This is a genomic window from Synechococcus sp. MIT S9452, from assembly GCF_047304245.1.
Classification (GTDB): Bacteria; Cyanobacteriota; Cyanobacteriia; order PCC-6307; family Cyanobiaceae; genus RCC307.
In genome coordinates this window covers 1,207,126-1,222,791 of sequence record NZ_CP138956.1, presented here as the reverse complement: position 1 = coordinate 1,222,791, position 15,666 = coordinate 1,207,126, and the positions used below count along the sequence as shown (strand labels likewise).

The 15,666-nt window shown below is 58.0% G+C and carries 17 protein-coding genes, 2 tRNA genes and 3 rRNA genes; 9 read left to right on the top strand and 13 right to left on the bottom strand.

Annotated elements, in window-relative coordinates; all coding sequences use genetic code 11:
- Positions 1-6: 6 nt before the first annotated feature.
- From SIB46_RS06505 to SIB46_RS06495, 3 genes are read right to left on the bottom strand one after another with little or no spacing between them, the layout of a single operon-like run.
- On the bottom strand, positions 7-1,449 hold the full coding sequence (locus SIB46_RS06505) for an NAD(P)(+) transhydrogenase (Re/Si-specific) subunit beta (protein ID WP_413295290.1): 1,443 nt from the start codon (positions 1,447-1,449) through the stop codon (positions 7-9).
- Complete coding sequence (locus SIB46_RS06500; RefSeq protein WP_413295289.1) at positions 1,449-1,769, bottom strand: NAD(P) transhydrogenase subunit alpha; 321 nt, start codon at positions 1,767-1,769, stop codon at positions 1,449-1,451. The genes SIB46_RS06505 and SIB46_RS06500 overlap by 1 nt, the downstream gene beginning before the upstream one ends.
- Positions 1,766-2,920: an NAD(P) transhydrogenase subunit alpha gene (locus SIB46_RS06495; protein ID WP_413295287.1), complete on the bottom strand. Its 1,155-nt coding sequence runs from the start codon at positions 2,918-2,920 to the stop codon at positions 1,766-1,768. The genes SIB46_RS06500 and SIB46_RS06495 overlap by 4 nt, the downstream gene beginning before the upstream one ends.
- A 128-nt stretch (positions 2,921-3,048) precedes the next feature.
- Here SIB46_RS06495 and SIB46_RS06490 point away from each other — a divergent pair, with 128 nt between their 5' ends.
- Positions 3,049-3,267 (top strand): CP12 domain-containing protein, encoded by a 219-nt coding sequence (locus tag SIB46_RS06490; RefSeq protein ID WP_413295285.1) that lies wholly within the window; start codon positions 3,049-3,051, stop codon positions 3,265-3,267.
- An 11-nt stretch (positions 3,268-3,278) separates the two neighbouring features.
- Here SIB46_RS06490 and SIB46_RS06485 read toward each other — a convergent pair whose 3' ends face one another.
- Together SIB46_RS06485 and SIB46_RS06480 are read right to left on the bottom strand one after the other, a co-directional pair.
- Complete coding sequence (locus SIB46_RS06485; protein WP_413295283.1) at positions 3,279-3,470, bottom strand: hypothetical protein; 192 nt, start codon at positions 3,468-3,470, stop codon at positions 3,279-3,281.
- Between the two features lie 86 nt (positions 3,471-3,556).
- A complete protein-coding gene (locus SIB46_RS06480) occupies positions 3,557-3,772 on the bottom strand; it encodes a hypothetical protein (protein ID WP_413295281.1) in 216 nt (71 codons plus the stop codon).
- 656 nt (positions 3,773-4,428) lie between these two features.
- Here SIB46_RS06480 and SIB46_RS06475 point away from each other — a divergent pair.
- The 6 genes from SIB46_RS06475 to SIB46_RS06450 all read left to right on the top strand — a co-directional run bounded on the left by SIB46_RS06475 (position 4,429) and on the right by SIB46_RS06450 (position 10,596).
- Positions 4,429-5,913, top strand: a 16S ribosomal RNA gene (locus tag SIB46_RS06475).
- A gap of 176 nt (positions 5,914-6,089) precedes the next feature.
- A tRNA-Ile gene (locus SIB46_RS06470) sits at positions 6,090-6,163 on the top strand.
- 8 nt (positions 6,164-6,171) lie between these two features.
- Positions 6,172-6,244 (top strand) — tRNA-Ala (locus tag SIB46_RS06465).
- A 276-nt stretch (positions 6,245-6,520) separates the two neighbouring features.
- Positions 6,521-9,386, top strand: a 23S ribosomal RNA gene (locus SIB46_RS06460).
- Positions 9,387-9,482: 96 nt separating this feature from the next.
- Positions 9,483-9,599, top strand: a 5S ribosomal RNA gene (gene rrf, locus SIB46_RS06455).
- Together the 16S, 23S and 5S rRNA genes with 2 tRNA genes alongside form the textbook arrangement of a ribosomal RNA operon.
- A 64-nt stretch (positions 9,600-9,663) precedes the next feature.
- Positions 9,664-10,596 (top strand): YihY/virulence factor BrkB family protein, encoded by a 933-nt coding sequence (locus tag SIB46_RS06450; protein ID WP_413295279.1) that lies wholly within the window; start codon positions 9,664-9,666, stop codon positions 10,594-10,596.
- On the opposite strand, the gene SIB46_RS06445 is transcribed toward SIB46_RS06450, so the two are convergent.
- The 6 genes from SIB46_RS06445 to SIB46_RS06420 all read right to left on the bottom strand — a co-directional run bounded on the left by SIB46_RS06445 (position 10,593) and on the right by SIB46_RS06420 (position 13,455).
- Positions 10,593-11,300, bottom strand: a complete 708-nt coding sequence (locus tag SIB46_RS06445; RefSeq protein ID WP_413295277.1) for a hypothetical protein — start codon at positions 11,298-11,300, stop codon at positions 10,593-10,595. The two genes, SIB46_RS06450 and SIB46_RS06445, sit on opposite strands and share 4 nt — an antisense overlap.
- Entirely contained in the window at positions 11,293-11,643 is a 351-nt protein-coding gene (locus SIB46_RS06440; protein ID WP_413295275.1) for a DUF2834 domain-containing protein, read from the bottom strand. The genes SIB46_RS06445 and SIB46_RS06440 overlap by 8 nt, the downstream gene beginning before the upstream one ends.
- Positions 11,640-11,897 (bottom strand): exodeoxyribonuclease VII small subunit, encoded by a 258-nt coding sequence (gene xseB / locus SIB46_RS06435; RefSeq protein ID WP_413295273.1) that lies wholly within the window; start codon positions 11,895-11,897, stop codon positions 11,640-11,642. The genes SIB46_RS06440 and xseB overlap by 4 nt, the downstream gene beginning before the upstream one ends.
- The gene (xseA, locus tag SIB46_RS06430) at positions 11,897-13,051 is read right to left on the bottom strand and encodes an exodeoxyribonuclease VII large subunit (RefSeq protein WP_413295271.1); all 1,155 of its coding nucleotides are present in this window, start codon (positions 13,049-13,051) and stop codon (positions 11,897-11,899) included. The genes xseB and xseA overlap by 1 nt, the downstream gene beginning before the upstream one ends.
- Positions 13,051-13,224, bottom strand: coding sequence for a hypothetical protein (locus SIB46_RS06425; RefSeq protein ID WP_413295269.1), 174 nt, complete (start codon positions 13,222-13,224; stop codon positions 13,051-13,053). Before SIB46_RS06425 ends, xseA begins: the two co-directional genes overlap by 1 nt.
- An 84-nt stretch (positions 13,225-13,308) precedes the next feature.
- Positions 13,309-13,455, bottom strand: coding sequence for a chlorophyll a/b-binding protein (locus tag SIB46_RS06420; protein WP_413295267.1), 147 nt, complete (start codon positions 13,453-13,455; stop codon positions 13,309-13,311).
- Positions 13,456-13,597: 142 nt separating this feature from the next.
- On the opposite strand from SIB46_RS06420, the gene SIB46_RS06415 reads away from it, so the two are divergent.
- Positions 13,598-14,395 carry an HAD family hydrolase gene (locus tag SIB46_RS06415; RefSeq protein WP_413295265.1) on the top strand — a complete coding sequence of 266 codons (798 nt, stop codon included), beginning with the start codon at positions 13,598-13,600 and terminating at the stop codon, positions 14,393-14,395.
- Entirely contained in the window at positions 14,392-14,691 is a 300-nt protein-coding gene (locus tag SIB46_RS06410) for a SemiSWEET family sugar transporter (RefSeq protein WP_413295263.1), read from the top strand. Before SIB46_RS06415 ends, SIB46_RS06410 begins: the two co-directional genes overlap by 4 nt.
- Positions 14,692-14,864: 173 nt before the next feature.
- Here the strand turns inward: SIB46_RS06410 and SIB46_RS06405 are convergent, their stop codons facing one another.
- Both SIB46_RS06405 and SIB46_RS06400 read right to left on the bottom strand, forming a co-directional pair.
- Positions 14,865-15,269 carry a hypothetical protein gene (locus tag SIB46_RS06405; protein WP_011934791.1) on the bottom strand — a complete coding sequence of 135 codons (405 nt, stop codon included), beginning with the start codon at positions 15,267-15,269 and terminating at the stop codon, positions 14,865-14,867.
- A 23-nt stretch (positions 15,270-15,292) separates the two neighbouring features.
- The gene (locus tag SIB46_RS06400; protein WP_413295261.1) at positions 15,293-15,523 is read right to left on the bottom strand and encodes a DUF2973 domain-containing protein; all 231 of its coding nucleotides are present in this window, start codon (positions 15,521-15,523) and stop codon (positions 15,293-15,295) included.
- Between the last annotated feature and the right edge of the window lie 143 nt (positions 15,524-15,666).

The window sequence follows — 15,666 nt, the reverse complement described above, 5'->3', positions numbered from 1 at the left end:
GGCTGCTTAGCCCACTTTGGCTTTTCCGACCCCTAGTTCGCGCAACTCCTGAGCGAGTCCGCTGAGCACCTTCTTGGCGTCGCCAAACACCATCGAGGTGTTGGGGCGCTCAAACAGGCTGTTTTTGATGCCGGCATAACCAGCGCTCAGACCTCGCTTCACCACAAACACCGTTGTGGCTTCCTCCACGTTCAACACGGGCATGCCGTAGAGCGGGCTGGTGGAGTCGTTGCGGGCCTGGGGGTTCACCACATCATTGGCGCCCAGAACAATCACCACGTCGGTGCGCGGAAATTCGGGGTTGATCGTTTCCATTTCGATCAACTGCTCGTAGGGCACATCGGCTTCTGCCAGCAGCACGTTCATGTGCCCTGGCATGCGCCCAGCCACCGGGTGGATGGCATAGGCCACATCAATGCCTTGGGCTTCCAGCAGCTCGGCCACTTCCCGCAGGATGTGCTGAGCCTGGGCCACGGCCAGGCCATAGCCAGGCACGAACACCACCCGTTGGGCTGTTTCCAGAGTCAGGGCGCATTCTTCAGCGCTGCAGGAGGTGATGCCCTGGTATTCACCTTGGTCAGCGGCGCTAGCGCTGGCGCCAAGGGCACCACCAAACAGCACGTTCACCAGCGAACGGTTCATGGCATTGCACATCACCTGCGTGAGGATCAGGCCCGCCGCACCAACCATGGCGCCGGCCACGATCAGCATCTGACTGCCCACCACAAAGCCGGCGGCTGCAGCAGCAACACCGGAATAGGAGTTCAGCAGGGAGATCACCACAGGCATATCGGCCCCTCCGATCGAGAGGGTGACGCCGATGCCCAGCAGGCTGGAGCCAATCACCAGCAGCCAGAGGCCTTGATCTCCACCGCTTGCGATTAAGGCGATGGCAGCCACCAGGGAGAAGGCTGCCAGGCCGATGTTGATGACATGGCGCAGCTTGCTCTGCATCCAGGCCGGTGTGTCCAGCCAACCCTGCAGCTTGCCCATGGCCACCACCGAGCCACTGAAGGTGATCGCACCCACGAACACCGACACAACAATCGAAATACCGGCAACGAGGGCGCCAGTGCCCTCACCATCGCTTCCAGCCAGTGGATCGAGCGCGACGCCCAGGGCCACCAACAGCGAGGACATGCCGCCGCAACCGTTAAACAGCGCCACGGTTTCGGGCATGGCCGTCATCGGCACCCGTTGCGAGGTGATGGCGCCCAGCAAGCCACCCACCACGGTGCCGCCGATGATCCACAGCCAGGCGCTGGCGTCGATCCCGCTGGTGCTGAGGAAGTTGATCAATACGCCCAACACGGCCAAAGCCAAGGCGACGGCAGCGATTTGATTGGCGGCGCGTGCCGAGCGCACCTTGGATAGCCCTTTGATGCCCAGCGCCAGGAGCAGGACAGCGACCAGCTCGATCGCGTACTTGATTACGACAGCGGCAGTCATCAGCGCTTCTCCTTCTGGCGAGCGGGTTTACGGCTGAACATGGCCAGCATTCGATCGGTGACCAAAAAGCCGCCAATCACGTTGAACAGGGCAAAGCCCAGGGAGACGGCACCCAAGGCCATCAGGGCGCCATTGCCACTGGAGCCGGCCTTGATGATCAAGGTCAGGGCCGCCAACACGGTGATTCCTGAAATGGCATTGGCGCCACTCATCAGCGGCGTGTGCAGGGTGGGAGGCACCTTGCCAATAAGTTCGAGCCCCAGCAGGCTGCCTAGGAGCAACACCCAGAGGGCGTCGTTCAGGGAAAGAGCGTCGTTCATGAAGTCATCTCGCTTGAGGTGGCGCGCTCCGGCACCAGATCTGTGCGCCGCAGATTGCCATCCAGGCTGATCAGGCTGGGGGCTAGCAGCTCATCTTCGCTGTCGAGCTTGAGGACGCCTTCTTGATCGATCAGCGCCTCCAGTAGCGACATCAGGTTGCGTGCATACAACGAGCTGGCGTGGTGGGCCACGCTGCCGGGCAAGCGATCAGCCCCAATCACCTTCACTCCGTTGTGCTCAACGGTTTGGCCGGCTTGGCTCAGCTCGCAGTTGCCCCCCTGAATCACGGCCAAATCAACGATGACGGCACCAGGGCGCATGGCGGCCACCATGGCGCTGGTGATCAACATCGGCGCTGGCCTGCCGGGCACTTGAGCCGTGCAGATCACGACATCGGCTTGGTTGAGGTGTTCGCTCAAGCCGGCCCGTTGGGCATCGAGAAACGACATCGTGGCTTGCTTGGCGTAGCCGCCGGATTCACCCGGTACGCCTTGCTCCGGAGGTGGAATAAAACGAGCACCGAGCGATTCCACTTGTTCTTGGGCTGCAGCGCGCACATCGCTGACGCTGACGACAGCGCCCAAGCGCCTGGCGGTGGCGACGGCTTGCAGCCCTGCCACACCAGCTCCAATCACCACCACCTTGGCTGGCTGCACCGTGCCGGCTGCCGTCATCAGCATGGGCATGAAGCGATCCAAGCCCGCCGCTGCCAGCAACACAGCTTTGTAGCCGGCGATGTTGGCTTGGGAGGAGAGCGCATCCATGGCCTGTGCTCGGCTGATCCGCGGCAGCAGCTCGAGGGAGATGGCTGAAAGCTTGCCTTCCTCGAGTTGATCGAGCAGGCCATTGTTGTTGTGGGGCGCCAGCTGACCAATCACCAGAGCACCTGGTCGCAGCGCTGCTGTGTTCTCGCCCAGCGGGCCCACACTTAAAACGATGTCGCTTTGCGACCTCATCGCACGGTCACCGGGGGTCACCAAGTCAGCTCCGGCGGCCACATAGTCCTCATCACTGAAGCCAGCCTGCTGCCCAGCGCCGCGCTCCACGCAGCATTGGACTTGCCGTCCAGCAAGACGTTTCACCACCTCTGGACTGATTGCCACCCGGGTTTCCCCGGCATCCCACTCCCGGGGGATCAAAACCTTCACCATCGAGTGCGGCTCGTCTGCCCCCCTATCTATATGTGATGGCGTGCCCCTCTGTGTGTGGAGATGGCCGCCAGAGTCACCAAACCCTTGCCGGGGTGGATAGCCTTGAAAGTGAATTGATTGATCGCGCGATGAAATCCATCGACGAGCACATCGCTAAGGATGAGACCGAGATCCTTACCGCCAAGGCTCAAGGCGATGAAGGCAAGGTGCGCCACCTCGAGGGCGAGCTCCAGGACCTCAAAGTGTTCAAAGAGCACCACCCTGGCGACAATCACGACCCCACCTCACTCGAGATGTTCTGCGAGAACAATCCCGATTCCCCCGAGTGCCGGATTTATGAGGAGTGATCAGCCTCTGATCAGTACTCCTCGTTGAAAGCTTTGGGGGAAACCGGTGCGTCAGTCACTCGGCAGACCACCGCTTCCTCCGGCTCCATCTCCACAACCTTGATGACGGGGCGCCCCAAGCGGCGCAGCACTTCCACATCAGCCATGGTTTGGCAGCGCGCCAAGAGCGTGCCCTCACCGTCGAAGCAGCAAAAGAATTTCACGAAAGCAAAGACCTGCGGGCGCATCCCTGTTATGCCCACAGCCTTTGATCTCGGCAACGCAAGCCTTTCTGAAGGCCCCGTTTGAATCAAGGGCCTTCAGCCAAACGCCGCATCAGCAGCAAGTCACTGTGCGGATCGTTGGGGCAGAGCCACTCTCTGTATTCCTCAAAGAGACGTTCACCAGCCGCGTGATCGCCGCAGCCGTGTAGTTGCTGGATTCGCTGCCGCACCTGAGGCAGGCGCGACTGCAGCAAACCCAGCGGATCCCCGGCTGAAGAGCAGCTCGTAGAAACGTCGGTCAAAGGCAAGACCGTTGCAATCCCTCTGCAATAACCCAGGTTCTGGCAAGGACGCCAGTCAATTTGTTGACAAGCGATGCCCTTGTGCTACGTTTCGTTGGTGGGCAGTTGAGCTGCGCGCGTGTCTCGATGTCTGGTTTCGGCCAGAACTCCGGATCCGACGCTTTGCTACTGTTCCTCAGTCGTCGAAAGACGGCTGTGCGTCGTCCAGACGCCCTCGCCCTTTCAGTTCTCTGAAAACGGCGATCCGGCGCTCTGATACGATTCACAAGTCGCCGCAAGGCGATGCACCTGGACAACCGAAAAGCTTAAGGAACCGACGCTTTTGTCGCGTTTCTTTCACCAGAACGCTGTTCTGGTTTTGAAAGGAACGATTTCGCGACAAAGGTGTGAGGTCCCGTCAAAAAGAACTAGCGAAAGCTCTTTTGGATCTGTGTTGTGGTTTTTCACGAGGCTGCGCATAGAGGGAAAGCGAAAGAGTGGACGCACCGGAACTGAGTTCCAAGGAGAGTCGTGGTTGTTCGCTGCGGAGTGAACGACGGACACGGCACTTATCCGAACCCTTCGCAAGAAGGCGAGCTGAGGACTGTGGTTTAAGCGCCACGGGACGAGCTGAACACTTTGCGGGATTGCTATGCAATGACCAATAGGAAGTGTCTACAACGGAGAGTTTGATCCTGGCTCAGGATGAACGCTGGCGGCGTGCTTAACACATGCAAGTCGAACGAACCTTCGGGTTAGTGGCGGACGGGTGAGTAACGCGTGAGAATCTGCCCTCAGGAGGGGGATAACGGCTGGAAACGGCCGCTAATACCCCATATGCCGAGAGGTGAAATGAATTTCGCCTGAGGATGAGCTCGCGTCTGATTAGCTTGTTGGTGGGGTAATGGCCTACCAAGGCAACGATCAGTAGCTGGTCTGAGAGGATGATCAGCCACACTGGGACTGAGACACGGCCCAGACTCCTACGGGAGGCAGCAGTGGGGAATTTTCCGCAATGGGCGAAAGCCTGACGGAGCAACGCCGCGTGAGGGATGAAGGCCTCTGGGCTGTAAACCTCTTTTATCAAGGAAGAAGATCTGACGGTACTTGATGAATAAGCCACGGCTAATTCCGTGCCAGCAGCCGCGGTAATACGGGAGTGGCAAGCGTTATCCGGAATTATTGGGCGTAAAGCGTCCGCAGGCGGCCTGAAAAGTCTGCTGTTAAAGCGTGGAGCTTAACTCCATTTCAGCAGTGGAAACTGTCAGGCTTGAGTGTGGTAGGGGCAGAGGGAATTCCCGGTGTAGCGGTGAAATGCGTAGATATCGGGAAGAACACCAGTGGCGAAAGCGCTCTGCTGGGCCATCACTGACGCTCATGGACGAAAGCCAGGGGAGCGAAAGGGATTAGATACCCCTGTAGTCCTGGCCGTAAACGATGAACACTAGGTGTCGGGGGAATCGACCCCTCCGGTGTCGTAGCCAACGCGTTAAGTGTTCCGCCTGGGGAGTACGCACGCAAGTGTGAAACTCAAAGGAATTGACGGGGGCCCGCACAAGCGGTGGAGTATGTGGTTTAATTCGATGCAACGCGAAGAACCTTACCAGGGCTTGACATCCTGCGAACCTCTGGGAAACCGGAGGGTGCCTTCGGGAACGCAGTGACAGGTGGTGCATGGCTGTCGTCAGCTCGTGTCGTGAGATGTTGGGTTAAGTCCCGCAACGAGCGCAACCCACGTCTTTAGTTGCCAGCATTTAGTTGGGCACTCTAGAGAGACCGCCGGTGACAAACCGGAGGAAGGTGTGGATGACGTCAAGTCATCATGCCCCTTACGTCCTGGGCTACACACGTACTACAATGCTACGGACAAAGGGCAGCAAGTTCGCGAGGACAAGCAAATCCCATAAACCGTGGCTCAGTTCAGATCGTAGGCTGCAACTCGCCTACGTGAAGGAGGAATCGCTAGTAATCGCAGGTCAGCATACTGCGGTGAATACGTTCCCGGGCCTTGTACACACCGCCCGTCACACCATGGAAGTTGGCCACGCCCGAAGTCGTTACTCCAACCCTCTGGGAGGAGGACGCCGAAGGTGGGGCTGATGACTGGGGTGAAGTCGTAACAAGGTAGCCGTACCGGAAGGTGCGGCTGGATCACCTCCTAACAGGGAGAACCAACCTCAAATGATGATCACCACTTTTTAGTGATCCATTTGACTGTTCATTCCTAAGGTCGATCGGTACCTCAGTGAGTGATAATCATTCATCTCGGTCCTTAAGCTTGTCTAGGTCACCACCCCTTAGCTGATAAGCTTTGTGGGATGGGCCCGAGAGGGTTCCTGGGCCATTAGCTCAGGTGGTTAGAGCGCACCCCTGATAAGGGTGAGGTCCCTGGTTCAAGTCCAGGATGGCCCATCGGGATTGGGGGTTTAGCTCAGCTGGTAGAGCGCCTGCTTTGCAAGCAGGATGTCAGCGGTTCGAGTCCGCTAACCTCCATTAGTCTTGATAATGGAACTGTGGCACAGGGTGACTTAGAAGGATGTTGGTGATTCCAGCCTCGTTTGATTCTTGATTCAAGCTCAAACGATGCTGGGCTCAGCAATGGGTTCAGCAAGAACCTTGAAAACTGCATAGGTAAGTCTGGAAATAAAGCATCTCACAGAGATGATTCAGACATGAAGTAAATCACGTTACGGCGTGATTTGTTTGATGTTTGTTTCAACAATTCTGGAGAAAAGCCGAGTCCTGAATCAATTTGATCAGGAATAAAATGGTCAAGCTACAAAGGGCTCACGGCGGATACCTTGGCACACAGAGGCGATGAAGGACGTGGTTACCTGCGATAAGTCTCGGGGAGCTGGAAACACGCTTTGATCCGGGAATTTCCGAATGGGGCAACCCCTTGTACGGCCAGCTGAATACATAGGCTGGCGCGAGCCAACCCAGCGAACTGAAACATCTTAGTAGCTGGAGGAAAGGAAAGTAAAAACGACTCCCTCAGTAGCGGCGAGCGAACGGGGAAGAGCCTAAACCGATGGTTTCGACCATCGGGGTTGTGGGACAGCAACGTGGACCAATGCACCTAGAAGAAGCGCTTGAAAGGCGCGCCAGAGAGGGTGAAAGCCCCGTATTCGAAAGGGAATTTGGCCTAGCTGTATCCCGAGTAGCACGGAGCACGTGAAATTCCGTGTGAATCTGCGAGGACCACCTCGTAAGGCTAAGTACTCCTGTGTGACCGATAGCGAAACAGTACCGCGAGGGAAAGGTGAAAAGAACCCCGGGAGGGGAGTGAAATAGAACATGAAACCGTGAGCCTACAAGCAATGGGAGTCCGACTCATCGGATGACCGTGTGCCTGTTGAAGAATGAGCCGGCGACTTATAGGCACTGGCAGGTTAAACCGGAAATGGTGGAGCCACAGCGAAAGCGAGTCTGAATAGGGCGTTAGTCAGTGTTTATAGACCCGAACCCGGGTGATCTAACCATGGCCAGGATGAAGCTTGGGTAATACCAAGTGGAGGTCCGAACCGACTGACGTTGAAAAGTCAGCGGATGAGCTGTGGTTAGGGGTGAAATGCCAATCGAACCCGGAGCTAGCTGGTTCTCCCCGAAATACGTTGAGGCGTAGCGTCTGATGCTCCAGCAGGGGGGTAAAGCCACCGTTTCGGTGCGGGCTGCGAGAGCGGTACCAAATCGAGACGAACTCTGAATACCCTGTGTGTAGTCAGGCAGTCAGACTGTGGGGGATAAGCTCCATGGTCGAGAGGGAAACAGCCCAGACCGCCAGCTAAGGTCCCAAAATTACCGCTGAGTGATAAAGGAGGTGGGATTGCATAGACAACCAGGAGGTTTGCCTAGAAGCAGCCATCCTCAAAGGAGTGCGTAATAGCTCACTGGTCGAGCGATCCTGCGCCGAAAATGAACGGGGCTAAGCGGTATACCGAAGCTGCGGATTTATGGTAGGGGAGCGTTCTATGTGGGGCGAAGCGTTAGCGTGAGCGGGCGTGGACTGCATAGAAGTGAGAATGTCGGCTTGAGTAGCGAAAACATGGGTGAGAATCCCATGCCCCGAAACCCTAAGGGTTCCTCCGGCAGGCTCGTCCGCGGAGGGTTAGTCTGGACCTAAGGCGAGGCCGAAAGGCGTAGTCGATGGATAACAGGTCAACATTCCTGTACCGGTTATGTTTTGGGAAGAGGGACGGAGAAGGCTAGCCAAGCCAGATGTTGGTTACTGGTTCAAGCGTTCGAGGCGTTGAGGAGCGGTGAAAACGTTCCGAGCTGAGGCGTGAGTACGAGCTCCTACGGGAGCGAAGTTGGTGATGTCATGCTTCCAAGAAAAGCTCTATACCCGTTAAGGCATAACTGCCAGTACCCGAAACCGACACAGGTGGGGTGGTAGAGAATACCGAGGGGCGCGAGGTAACTCTCTCTAAGGAACTCGGCAAAATGGCCCCGTAACTTCGGGAGAAGGGGTGCCACCGCAAGGTGGTCGCAGTGAAGAGGCCCTGGCGACTGTTTACCAAAAACACAGGTCTCCGCTAAGTCGCAAGACGATGTATGGGGGCTGACGCCTGCCCAGTGCCGGAAGGTTAAGGAAGCCGGTCAGCGTAAGCGAAGCTGGCGACTGAAGCCCCGGTGAACGGCGGCCGTAACTATAACGGTCCTAAGGTAGCGAAATTCCTTGTCGGGTAAGTTCCGACCCGCACGAAAGGCGTAACGATCAGGGCGCTGTCTCGGAGAGAGGCTCGGCGAAATAGAATTGTCTGTGAAGATGCGGACTACGTGCACCCGGACAGAAAGACCCTATGAAGCTTTACTGTAGCTTGGTATTGTGTTCGGTCTCTGAATGCGCAGGATAGGTGGGAGGCATTGATTATTAGCTCGTGGGTTAATAGGAGCCACTGGTGAGATACCACTCTTTCAGAGATAGAATTCTAACTTTCACCCGTTATCCGGGGAGAGGACAGTATCAGGTGGGCAGTTTGACTGGGGCGGTCGCCTCCTAAAAGGTAACGGAGGCGTGCAAAGGTTCCCTCAGGCTGGTTGGAAATCAGCCGACGAGTGCAAAGGCAGAAGGGAGCTTGACTGTGAGACCTACAAGTCGAACAGGGACGAAAGTCGGCCTTAGTGATCCGACGGTTCTGTGTGGAAGGGCCGTCGCTCAACGGATAAAAGTTACTCTAGGGATAACAGGCTGATCTCCCCCAAGAGTTCACATCGACGGGGAGGTTTGGCACCTCGATGTCGGCTCATCGCAACCTGGGGCTGAAGTCGGTCCCAAGGGTTGGGCTGTTCGCCCATTAAAGCGGTACGCGAGCTGGGTTCAGAACGTCGTGAGACAGTTCGGTCCATATCCGGTGCACGCGCAAGAATATTGAGAGGATTTCTCCCTAGTACGAGAGGACCGGGAGGAACGCACCTCTGGTGTGCCAGTTATCGTGCCAACGGTAAACGCTGGGTAGCCATGTGCGGAGTGGATAACCGCTGAAAGCATCTAAGTGGGAAGCCCACCTCAAGATGAGTATTCTCATGGGGTAACCCAGTAAGGTCACGGGAAGAACACCCGTTGATAGGCTCTACGTGGAAGCGCGGCAACGTGTGAAGCGGAGGAGTACTAATAGACCGAGGGCTTGACCATCACTTGGCCCTCCATGTGAGATTCTTTATTCCAGAGCTCAGTTCCTTGAACTGAGTACCCTATGCAGTTCTCAGGGTTCTTCCTGGGAATTTCTATCCTGGTGTTCATGGCGTAGTGGTCCCACACCGATCCATCTCGAACTCGGTTGTGAAACGCTGCAGCGGCGACGATAGTTGGGGGGTGGCCCCCCGTGAAAATAGCTCAATGCCAGGTAAAAATTTCCGTTATTTCATCAAAGCCATCCCGTGACGGGGTGGCTTTTTTTGTGTCTAATCGCATGAGCTTGCTTCAACGCGCCAGACATCAATTACAGCTTGCTTGTCAGGTGTGGAATCGCCATGGCTGTGTTGATCTGAGCGCGGCTTTTGCATTCCATAGTCTCCAATCTTTTTTCCCTTTCTTGTTGGTGTGCCTGGGTGTTGGTGCACGTTTATTTGGGCAAGTTGATGGTGCGAGTGATCAATTATTGGCGGTAGCCGCTGGTGCTCTGCCGCCCGGTGGTTTGGAAGTGATGGAGGGAATCTTGCAGCGTTTGGTGAATCAAGGTCAGGCGGCTGAGCAAGTTGGTGGTTTGGTGCTGATTTTTAGTGCCAGTAATGCCACGTTGTCGTTGCAGCGCGGGGCGGATCGTCTTTGGTATGGATTGGGGTTGCCCGATGCTGGTGATCAATCTTGGCATTGGCATCTTCGCCGCTGGTCGTTTCAACGCCTCAAGGCCATCGGAGCTGCATTGCTGCTGACTTTGGTGCTGTTAATTAACCAAATCACCACGCCCTTTCGCCTGCTTTGGTCGTCGATGTGGTCGAGTTTGGGTTCGCTTTCCCCCTGGCTGCCGCAGCCCTGGGAGGTCCCTGCCCGCACCTTGATTTCAGTGCTTGGTAGTTGGTTGGGCGTGGTGATCGCCACGATGTTGCTGTTTTCTTACCTGCCCAGTCGCCGCCCCCGGCTTGATTTGCTGTGGCAAGGATCCCTGCTCGTGGCCACCGGGCTCACCCTGCTGAACCCTTTGCTAGGAAGGGCTTTGGTCTGGGCTGGCTCGCGCTTTTTGGCCTATGGCCTGGTGGGTGGAATTATTCTGCTCACGCTGTGGATTTGGTTGCTGGGCCTAATTTTGTATTTCGGGATGGCCTGGACTGTTGCATTAACGCAGCGCCGACAGCCGCAGTTGTTGTTAGCTAATGATATTGAATCTGCTGGGGCTGATTTCTAGCCCGCAGTATCTGCGTTGATATCGAGAACCACAACATCGACCGGGTCAACGCGGCCACTCTCATCGAGAAAGCGTTTGTATTCCCGTGCGGTGTGCCGCATCGCTTCCCCGGCAGTTCGAATGAGTACGGCATTCAAACTTCCGCCCACCAACGCACCGGTGAGCGGAACCAAGCGCCCCAGGCCGAGCCAGCCGCGGCGCGCCAAATGGGTTACCAGCCTTTGCCCCACCAGCCGTTGCAGTATCTGGCTGGCTTCTCGCGATAGCTGAAGCAGCAGTTGCCGCGCTGCGCGTTCACCCAGGCGGCTGCCAATCAACCGCACCATTTCATTGACGCCCAAGCCCATGGCTGCTGCAAGCAGAATCGGCCGATGTTGTTCGTCGTCGAGCTCGACGCCAAACACCGTGAAAATCGCTGCCGAGAGCTCAATTTCGGCGTAGAGGAAATAGAGCAAATCCCCGCCGCCAGCCGGCAGGGTCAACACTCCGCCAAGCCCCGCCAGCGCTCCGGTGCCGGCGGTGCGCCACATCGCCCGGCGAATGGCGTGCTCGACCATGCCATCACGGCCCAGTTCGGTGTGTTGCTCCAGCAATTGCCGGCCCCAGTGCACCCCTTGGCTTTGGGCGGTGCGTAGCCCCGCTGACACCACTGGCAGATCCAGCAGTTCTGCCATCAAATTGGGCGCTGGCCTGCTCTTAGCCATTGGCGTTGTCGAGTTGCTGCAGGTGGCGCTCCCGCATCAGCAAAAACAGCGGAGCACCGGCAGCAAAAGCAATCAGCATTGAAGCCAGTACAGGCCACTCCAGATGCCGCATCTGCAGCCTGCGCCCCTCCACGATCATCGCCATCACACCGGCGGTCGCCCCAATCACCAAATCCCAGCTCAGGGATTGCCCGGCAGCGGTGGCGCCGGCTTGGGCAATGAATTCACCGAGGGCAAAGCCGCCGTTCTCCTGGATAAATTGCCAGTTGGCCCGTTGCGTCAGCACCGTGCCGCTGATGGTCAGCAGCAGATAGATCAGTTGTCTGCCTTGGCTGCCGTTCATCCTTCCGCCTCTGACCAAGCACTCAGGCTGATGCCATCGGGATCGAGCTTTTGGATGTCTTGGCTCACCTGCTCCAGTTTTTGGCGGCAGTGGTTCTCGAGCGCCACGGCTTGGGCGTAGAGCTGGGGCAACTCTTCTAAAGGCAGGCTGTCTGATTGCAACTGCGCTAGGGCCTGCTCAAGCTGATCCTGCGCCTGGCAGTAGCTGAGGTCTTTGAGGCCTTGATCGGCTTGGCGCTTGGCTTTGGCTGCCATCAGCTCACCTCACTGGTTTCAGGTTGCCACGTCTGCACCGTTAACGACAGAACGCCCTGGTGCAATTGGGCTTCGACGGCATCGCCGGTGCTGAGTGTGCTGCCATCACGCAGCAGTTGGCCTTCGCTGCTGCGCAGCAAGCAGTACCCCCGTTGCAGCAAGCGTTGCGGCGAGAGCGCCGCGAGCAATTGCCGCTGACTGTGCAACTGCCACTGCCGTTTCTCCAAGTTGCGCTGCAGCAGAGCGCGCCGTTGTTGTTGCCTCAGCTCTGGCTCCCACTGTCTTAATTCCCGCTCCAACCGCTGTTGGATGCTGCTGCGCCAATGGCGTCCGCGCTCCTCCAGCCGCCGTTGCTCCTGCTCGCGATCGGGCAGCAGCGCCACCATCGCGGCGGTGGGCGTGGCGGCCCGGTAGTCCGCGGCGAGATCAGCGATCGTTACATCGTCTTCGTGGCCGATACCGCTCACCACGGGCACCGGGCAGCGCAACAGGGCCCGGGCTAACTGTTCGCCGTCAAAGACGCTGAGGTCTTCGCGGCTGCCTCCGCCTCTGGCGAGCACCACCGCTTCAATGCCAAGACTTTGCCACTGGGTTTCCAGCTGATCAAACACCGCGCAGATCCGCTCCTCCACATCGCCTTGCACTGGGATCGGCACCACCCGCAAGTGGCAAGCGGGCCAGCGCTGTTTGGCGGTGCGCAGCAAATCGGCCAGGGCTGAGCTGGGAACGCTGGTAAGGATGGCAATGCAGCTTGGGCGCTGCGGCAGCGGTCGCCTCAGGGCTGGATCCAGCAAGCCTTCGCTCTCGAGCTGCTGCTTCACCTGCTCAAAGCGGCGCAGCACCGTCGACAGGCTGGGGCGGATGTCGAGGGCTTGCACGCTCAAGCTGGCGCGTGCACCCCAAAAATTCAGCTTGCCAACAACGCGAACACCGTCGCCATCGGTGGGGCGAAAGCTGAGCCGGGCCACCGTTGAGGCCCAGGCCACAGCTTGGATCGAGGCATCTCCATCGCTGAGGCTGAACCAGAGATGGCCTTTTTTCAGAACGGGCTTAATTACTGCGCCATCGACCAAAAAGCGAGGAGCAAAGCCCCGCTCCAGCAACACACCAATGGCTTCATTGAGCTCGCTAACGCTGTAAGCGGGCAGCTCCATTACTGGGTGAGCTTGCGGTAACAGAGCCACCACCACAGGCTCAGGGCGCCAGCGGCAACAAACAACACTTTCCCCCAGCTGGTGTCGATGCGGATCAGACCTACGAAGCTGAAGGCCAGGGCGCTGCTCAACAGGCGTGAGCCGTCGCGGCGATTGTCAACAAACAGCTTCACGCAGCAGGCAGAGCAATGCTCACCTTAAAAGGGCACAAAAAAAGGAGGGCCGAGGCCCCCCTTCTTTGATGACTTCTAGAAGATTCAGCCGAGGCCCAGCTGGGACAGGATGCCCTGGCCGGTCAGCAGTTCGGTGCCCAGACCGATCACGAAACCCATCATGGCCAGGCGGCCATTCCAGGTTTCAGCGAAGTTCACGAAGCCGAAGCGTGTGGCGTTGGTTTCGGACATGGCTAAGAGGTGTTGTCTTTGCCAAGTGTAACGAATGATTGAGCTTTATTGAAAGTGCTGTACGTGACAAAAAGGTGTGATTGCTCGCCATTGACAGCTTGGCTGCCTGGGCCTACTGAGGCAGGGTTTGGCGGGGCCATTGATGCGGGCACAGTTTCAGGCGCAAGTCCAGACGCCCTTGCCCAGTGCCCCTGAGCTGGTGCTGGTCACCGATCTCGATGGCACTTTGCTGGCCGGCGAGCCAGCGGATCGTCGACGCCTCTATCGCTGGCTGAGTGCTTGCCGCGAGCAGGTGCTGCACATCTTTGCCACGGGCCGTGAACGCCGTTCGGTGGCTGAGCTGTTTCAGGCGCCTGAGCATGCTCTGCTCAGGCAGCCCCACCTGGTGATCAGTGATGTGGGCTGCACGGTGGCTTGCGGCGACAGCCTCGAGCTGGTGCCGTTGGTGGTGGATGACATCGAACGGCAGTGGCAACCCTTTGCCGAGCGGGTGTTGGCGCTCACGCAAGGGCAGCCGGGTTTGTCTCCGCAGCCCGTGTGTGTCGAGCGGCGCCACGCTTTTGATGCCGATCCAGAGCTGCTGGATCCGGAGTTGATGCAACGGCTGCGCCAGGAGGGGGTGGATTGTGTGTTCTCCGACGGTCGCTATCTCGATGTCCTCCCCCCAGGAGTGAACAAGGGCACCACGCTGCAGCGCGTGCTGGAGTTATTGGAAATGCAGCAGGTGCCTGTGGTCGTAGCCGGTGACACCCTCAATGACTTGGGTCTGTTTCAAACCGGTTATGCCGGTGTGATGGTGGGCAACGCCGAAGCTCCGCTGCTGGAGTGGCTGCCCCAATTGCCCAACACCTACCTGGCCAACGGCGCTGGTTGCAGCGGCATCCTCGAAGGCCTGGAGCATTTCGGCTTTGGCTCACTGCTCGCTCAAGGGGCGTCGTGAGCGACAGCGCCCAGTGGTTGGGCTTTACGGCAGCGGCCCTGACCACCAGCAGTTTCTTCCCGCAAGCCTTGAAAACCTTGCGTACCAATGAAACCGCAGGGATCTCGCTGCGGATGTATCTGCTCTTCACCTCAGGCGTTAGTGCCTGGGCGGTCTATGGGTTGTGGGTTCAAGACTGGCCGGTGTTTTGGGCCAATGTTGTGACCTTGCTGCCAGCAGCAGCGGTCTTGGAGAGAAAAGTGAGGGCGAGCTTGAACTCAGCCGGCGATCGACAACGCCAGGGCAAAAACCGCTGAGCTCAGGAGGCCCAAAGCGGCAAGGAGGCGGATTAAGCCCCCTCCAGCAGCGACGGAAAACATAAAGAGAACCTAAAGGTCGCAATGAATCCGTTGTAGCGCCTGTGTGTGTCTGGTGCCGTAGCTGTTCGCACCCCGTTTCAAATGGTTGGAATGCGCAATATTTCTGCGCCTCAGCGCACGTGGCGGGTGCCGTCCACTGGGTGGTACGCCTCGCCGGTGGTTTCTTCGTAAACAATCGCCGGGAGCCCTGTTTCAAACATGGTTTGCAGGGCTTCTTTGAGATAGGGGTTCCAGCCGCCGGTCGACACCTTGCCGTGCCGCACCGTCCAATCCCAGGTGCCTTGCAGATCACGGGGGATGCGTCCTTCGCGGTCGCGGCGGGCCACCAGATCCTGGGATTCCACGATGCCCACCAAGATGGGATCTTTGCCGTAAGCCGGGGTCAGTGTGAGCTCCAGGCGCACGGGATCATCTTTGACCAGCTTCAGGCGAAAGCGAGGAGGCAGCTTGACGGCCTTAAGAACAGCGAGCACCACCCGGGTGCGTGGATCGGCTTGGCGAGCTCCTGCCTGCATCTGAACTGAGTTCCCTTGTCTTCCTAGCTTGCGTGATCATCGGACCCGTCGGCACTGGGCTCAGCCTCGAAGCGCACCGTTAGGAGTTCCTCTTCGGTAATTTGGCCGTTGGCATCCAAGAGTTCGGGGTGCACGTTGGCCGGCGGCTGCACTGATTTCTGTGCCGCACTAAAACCGCGCCCCATCACCCGAAAGGCCTGCCAGAGCAGCAGCCCCAAGCAGGTGAGATAGAGCAGCGGGACTATTTGGGTCAAAAGGCCCTCACAACCGTTGATCAGTTATTTCATTGTGCGAGATCAGCCCGGTCACTGGCACAACCAGTCACATCTTGGTGCGTTGCCTGGGGGGCTTGAGCGGTCAACCGTCGATACGGTTTGACGAGTGTTTTTGCCGAATC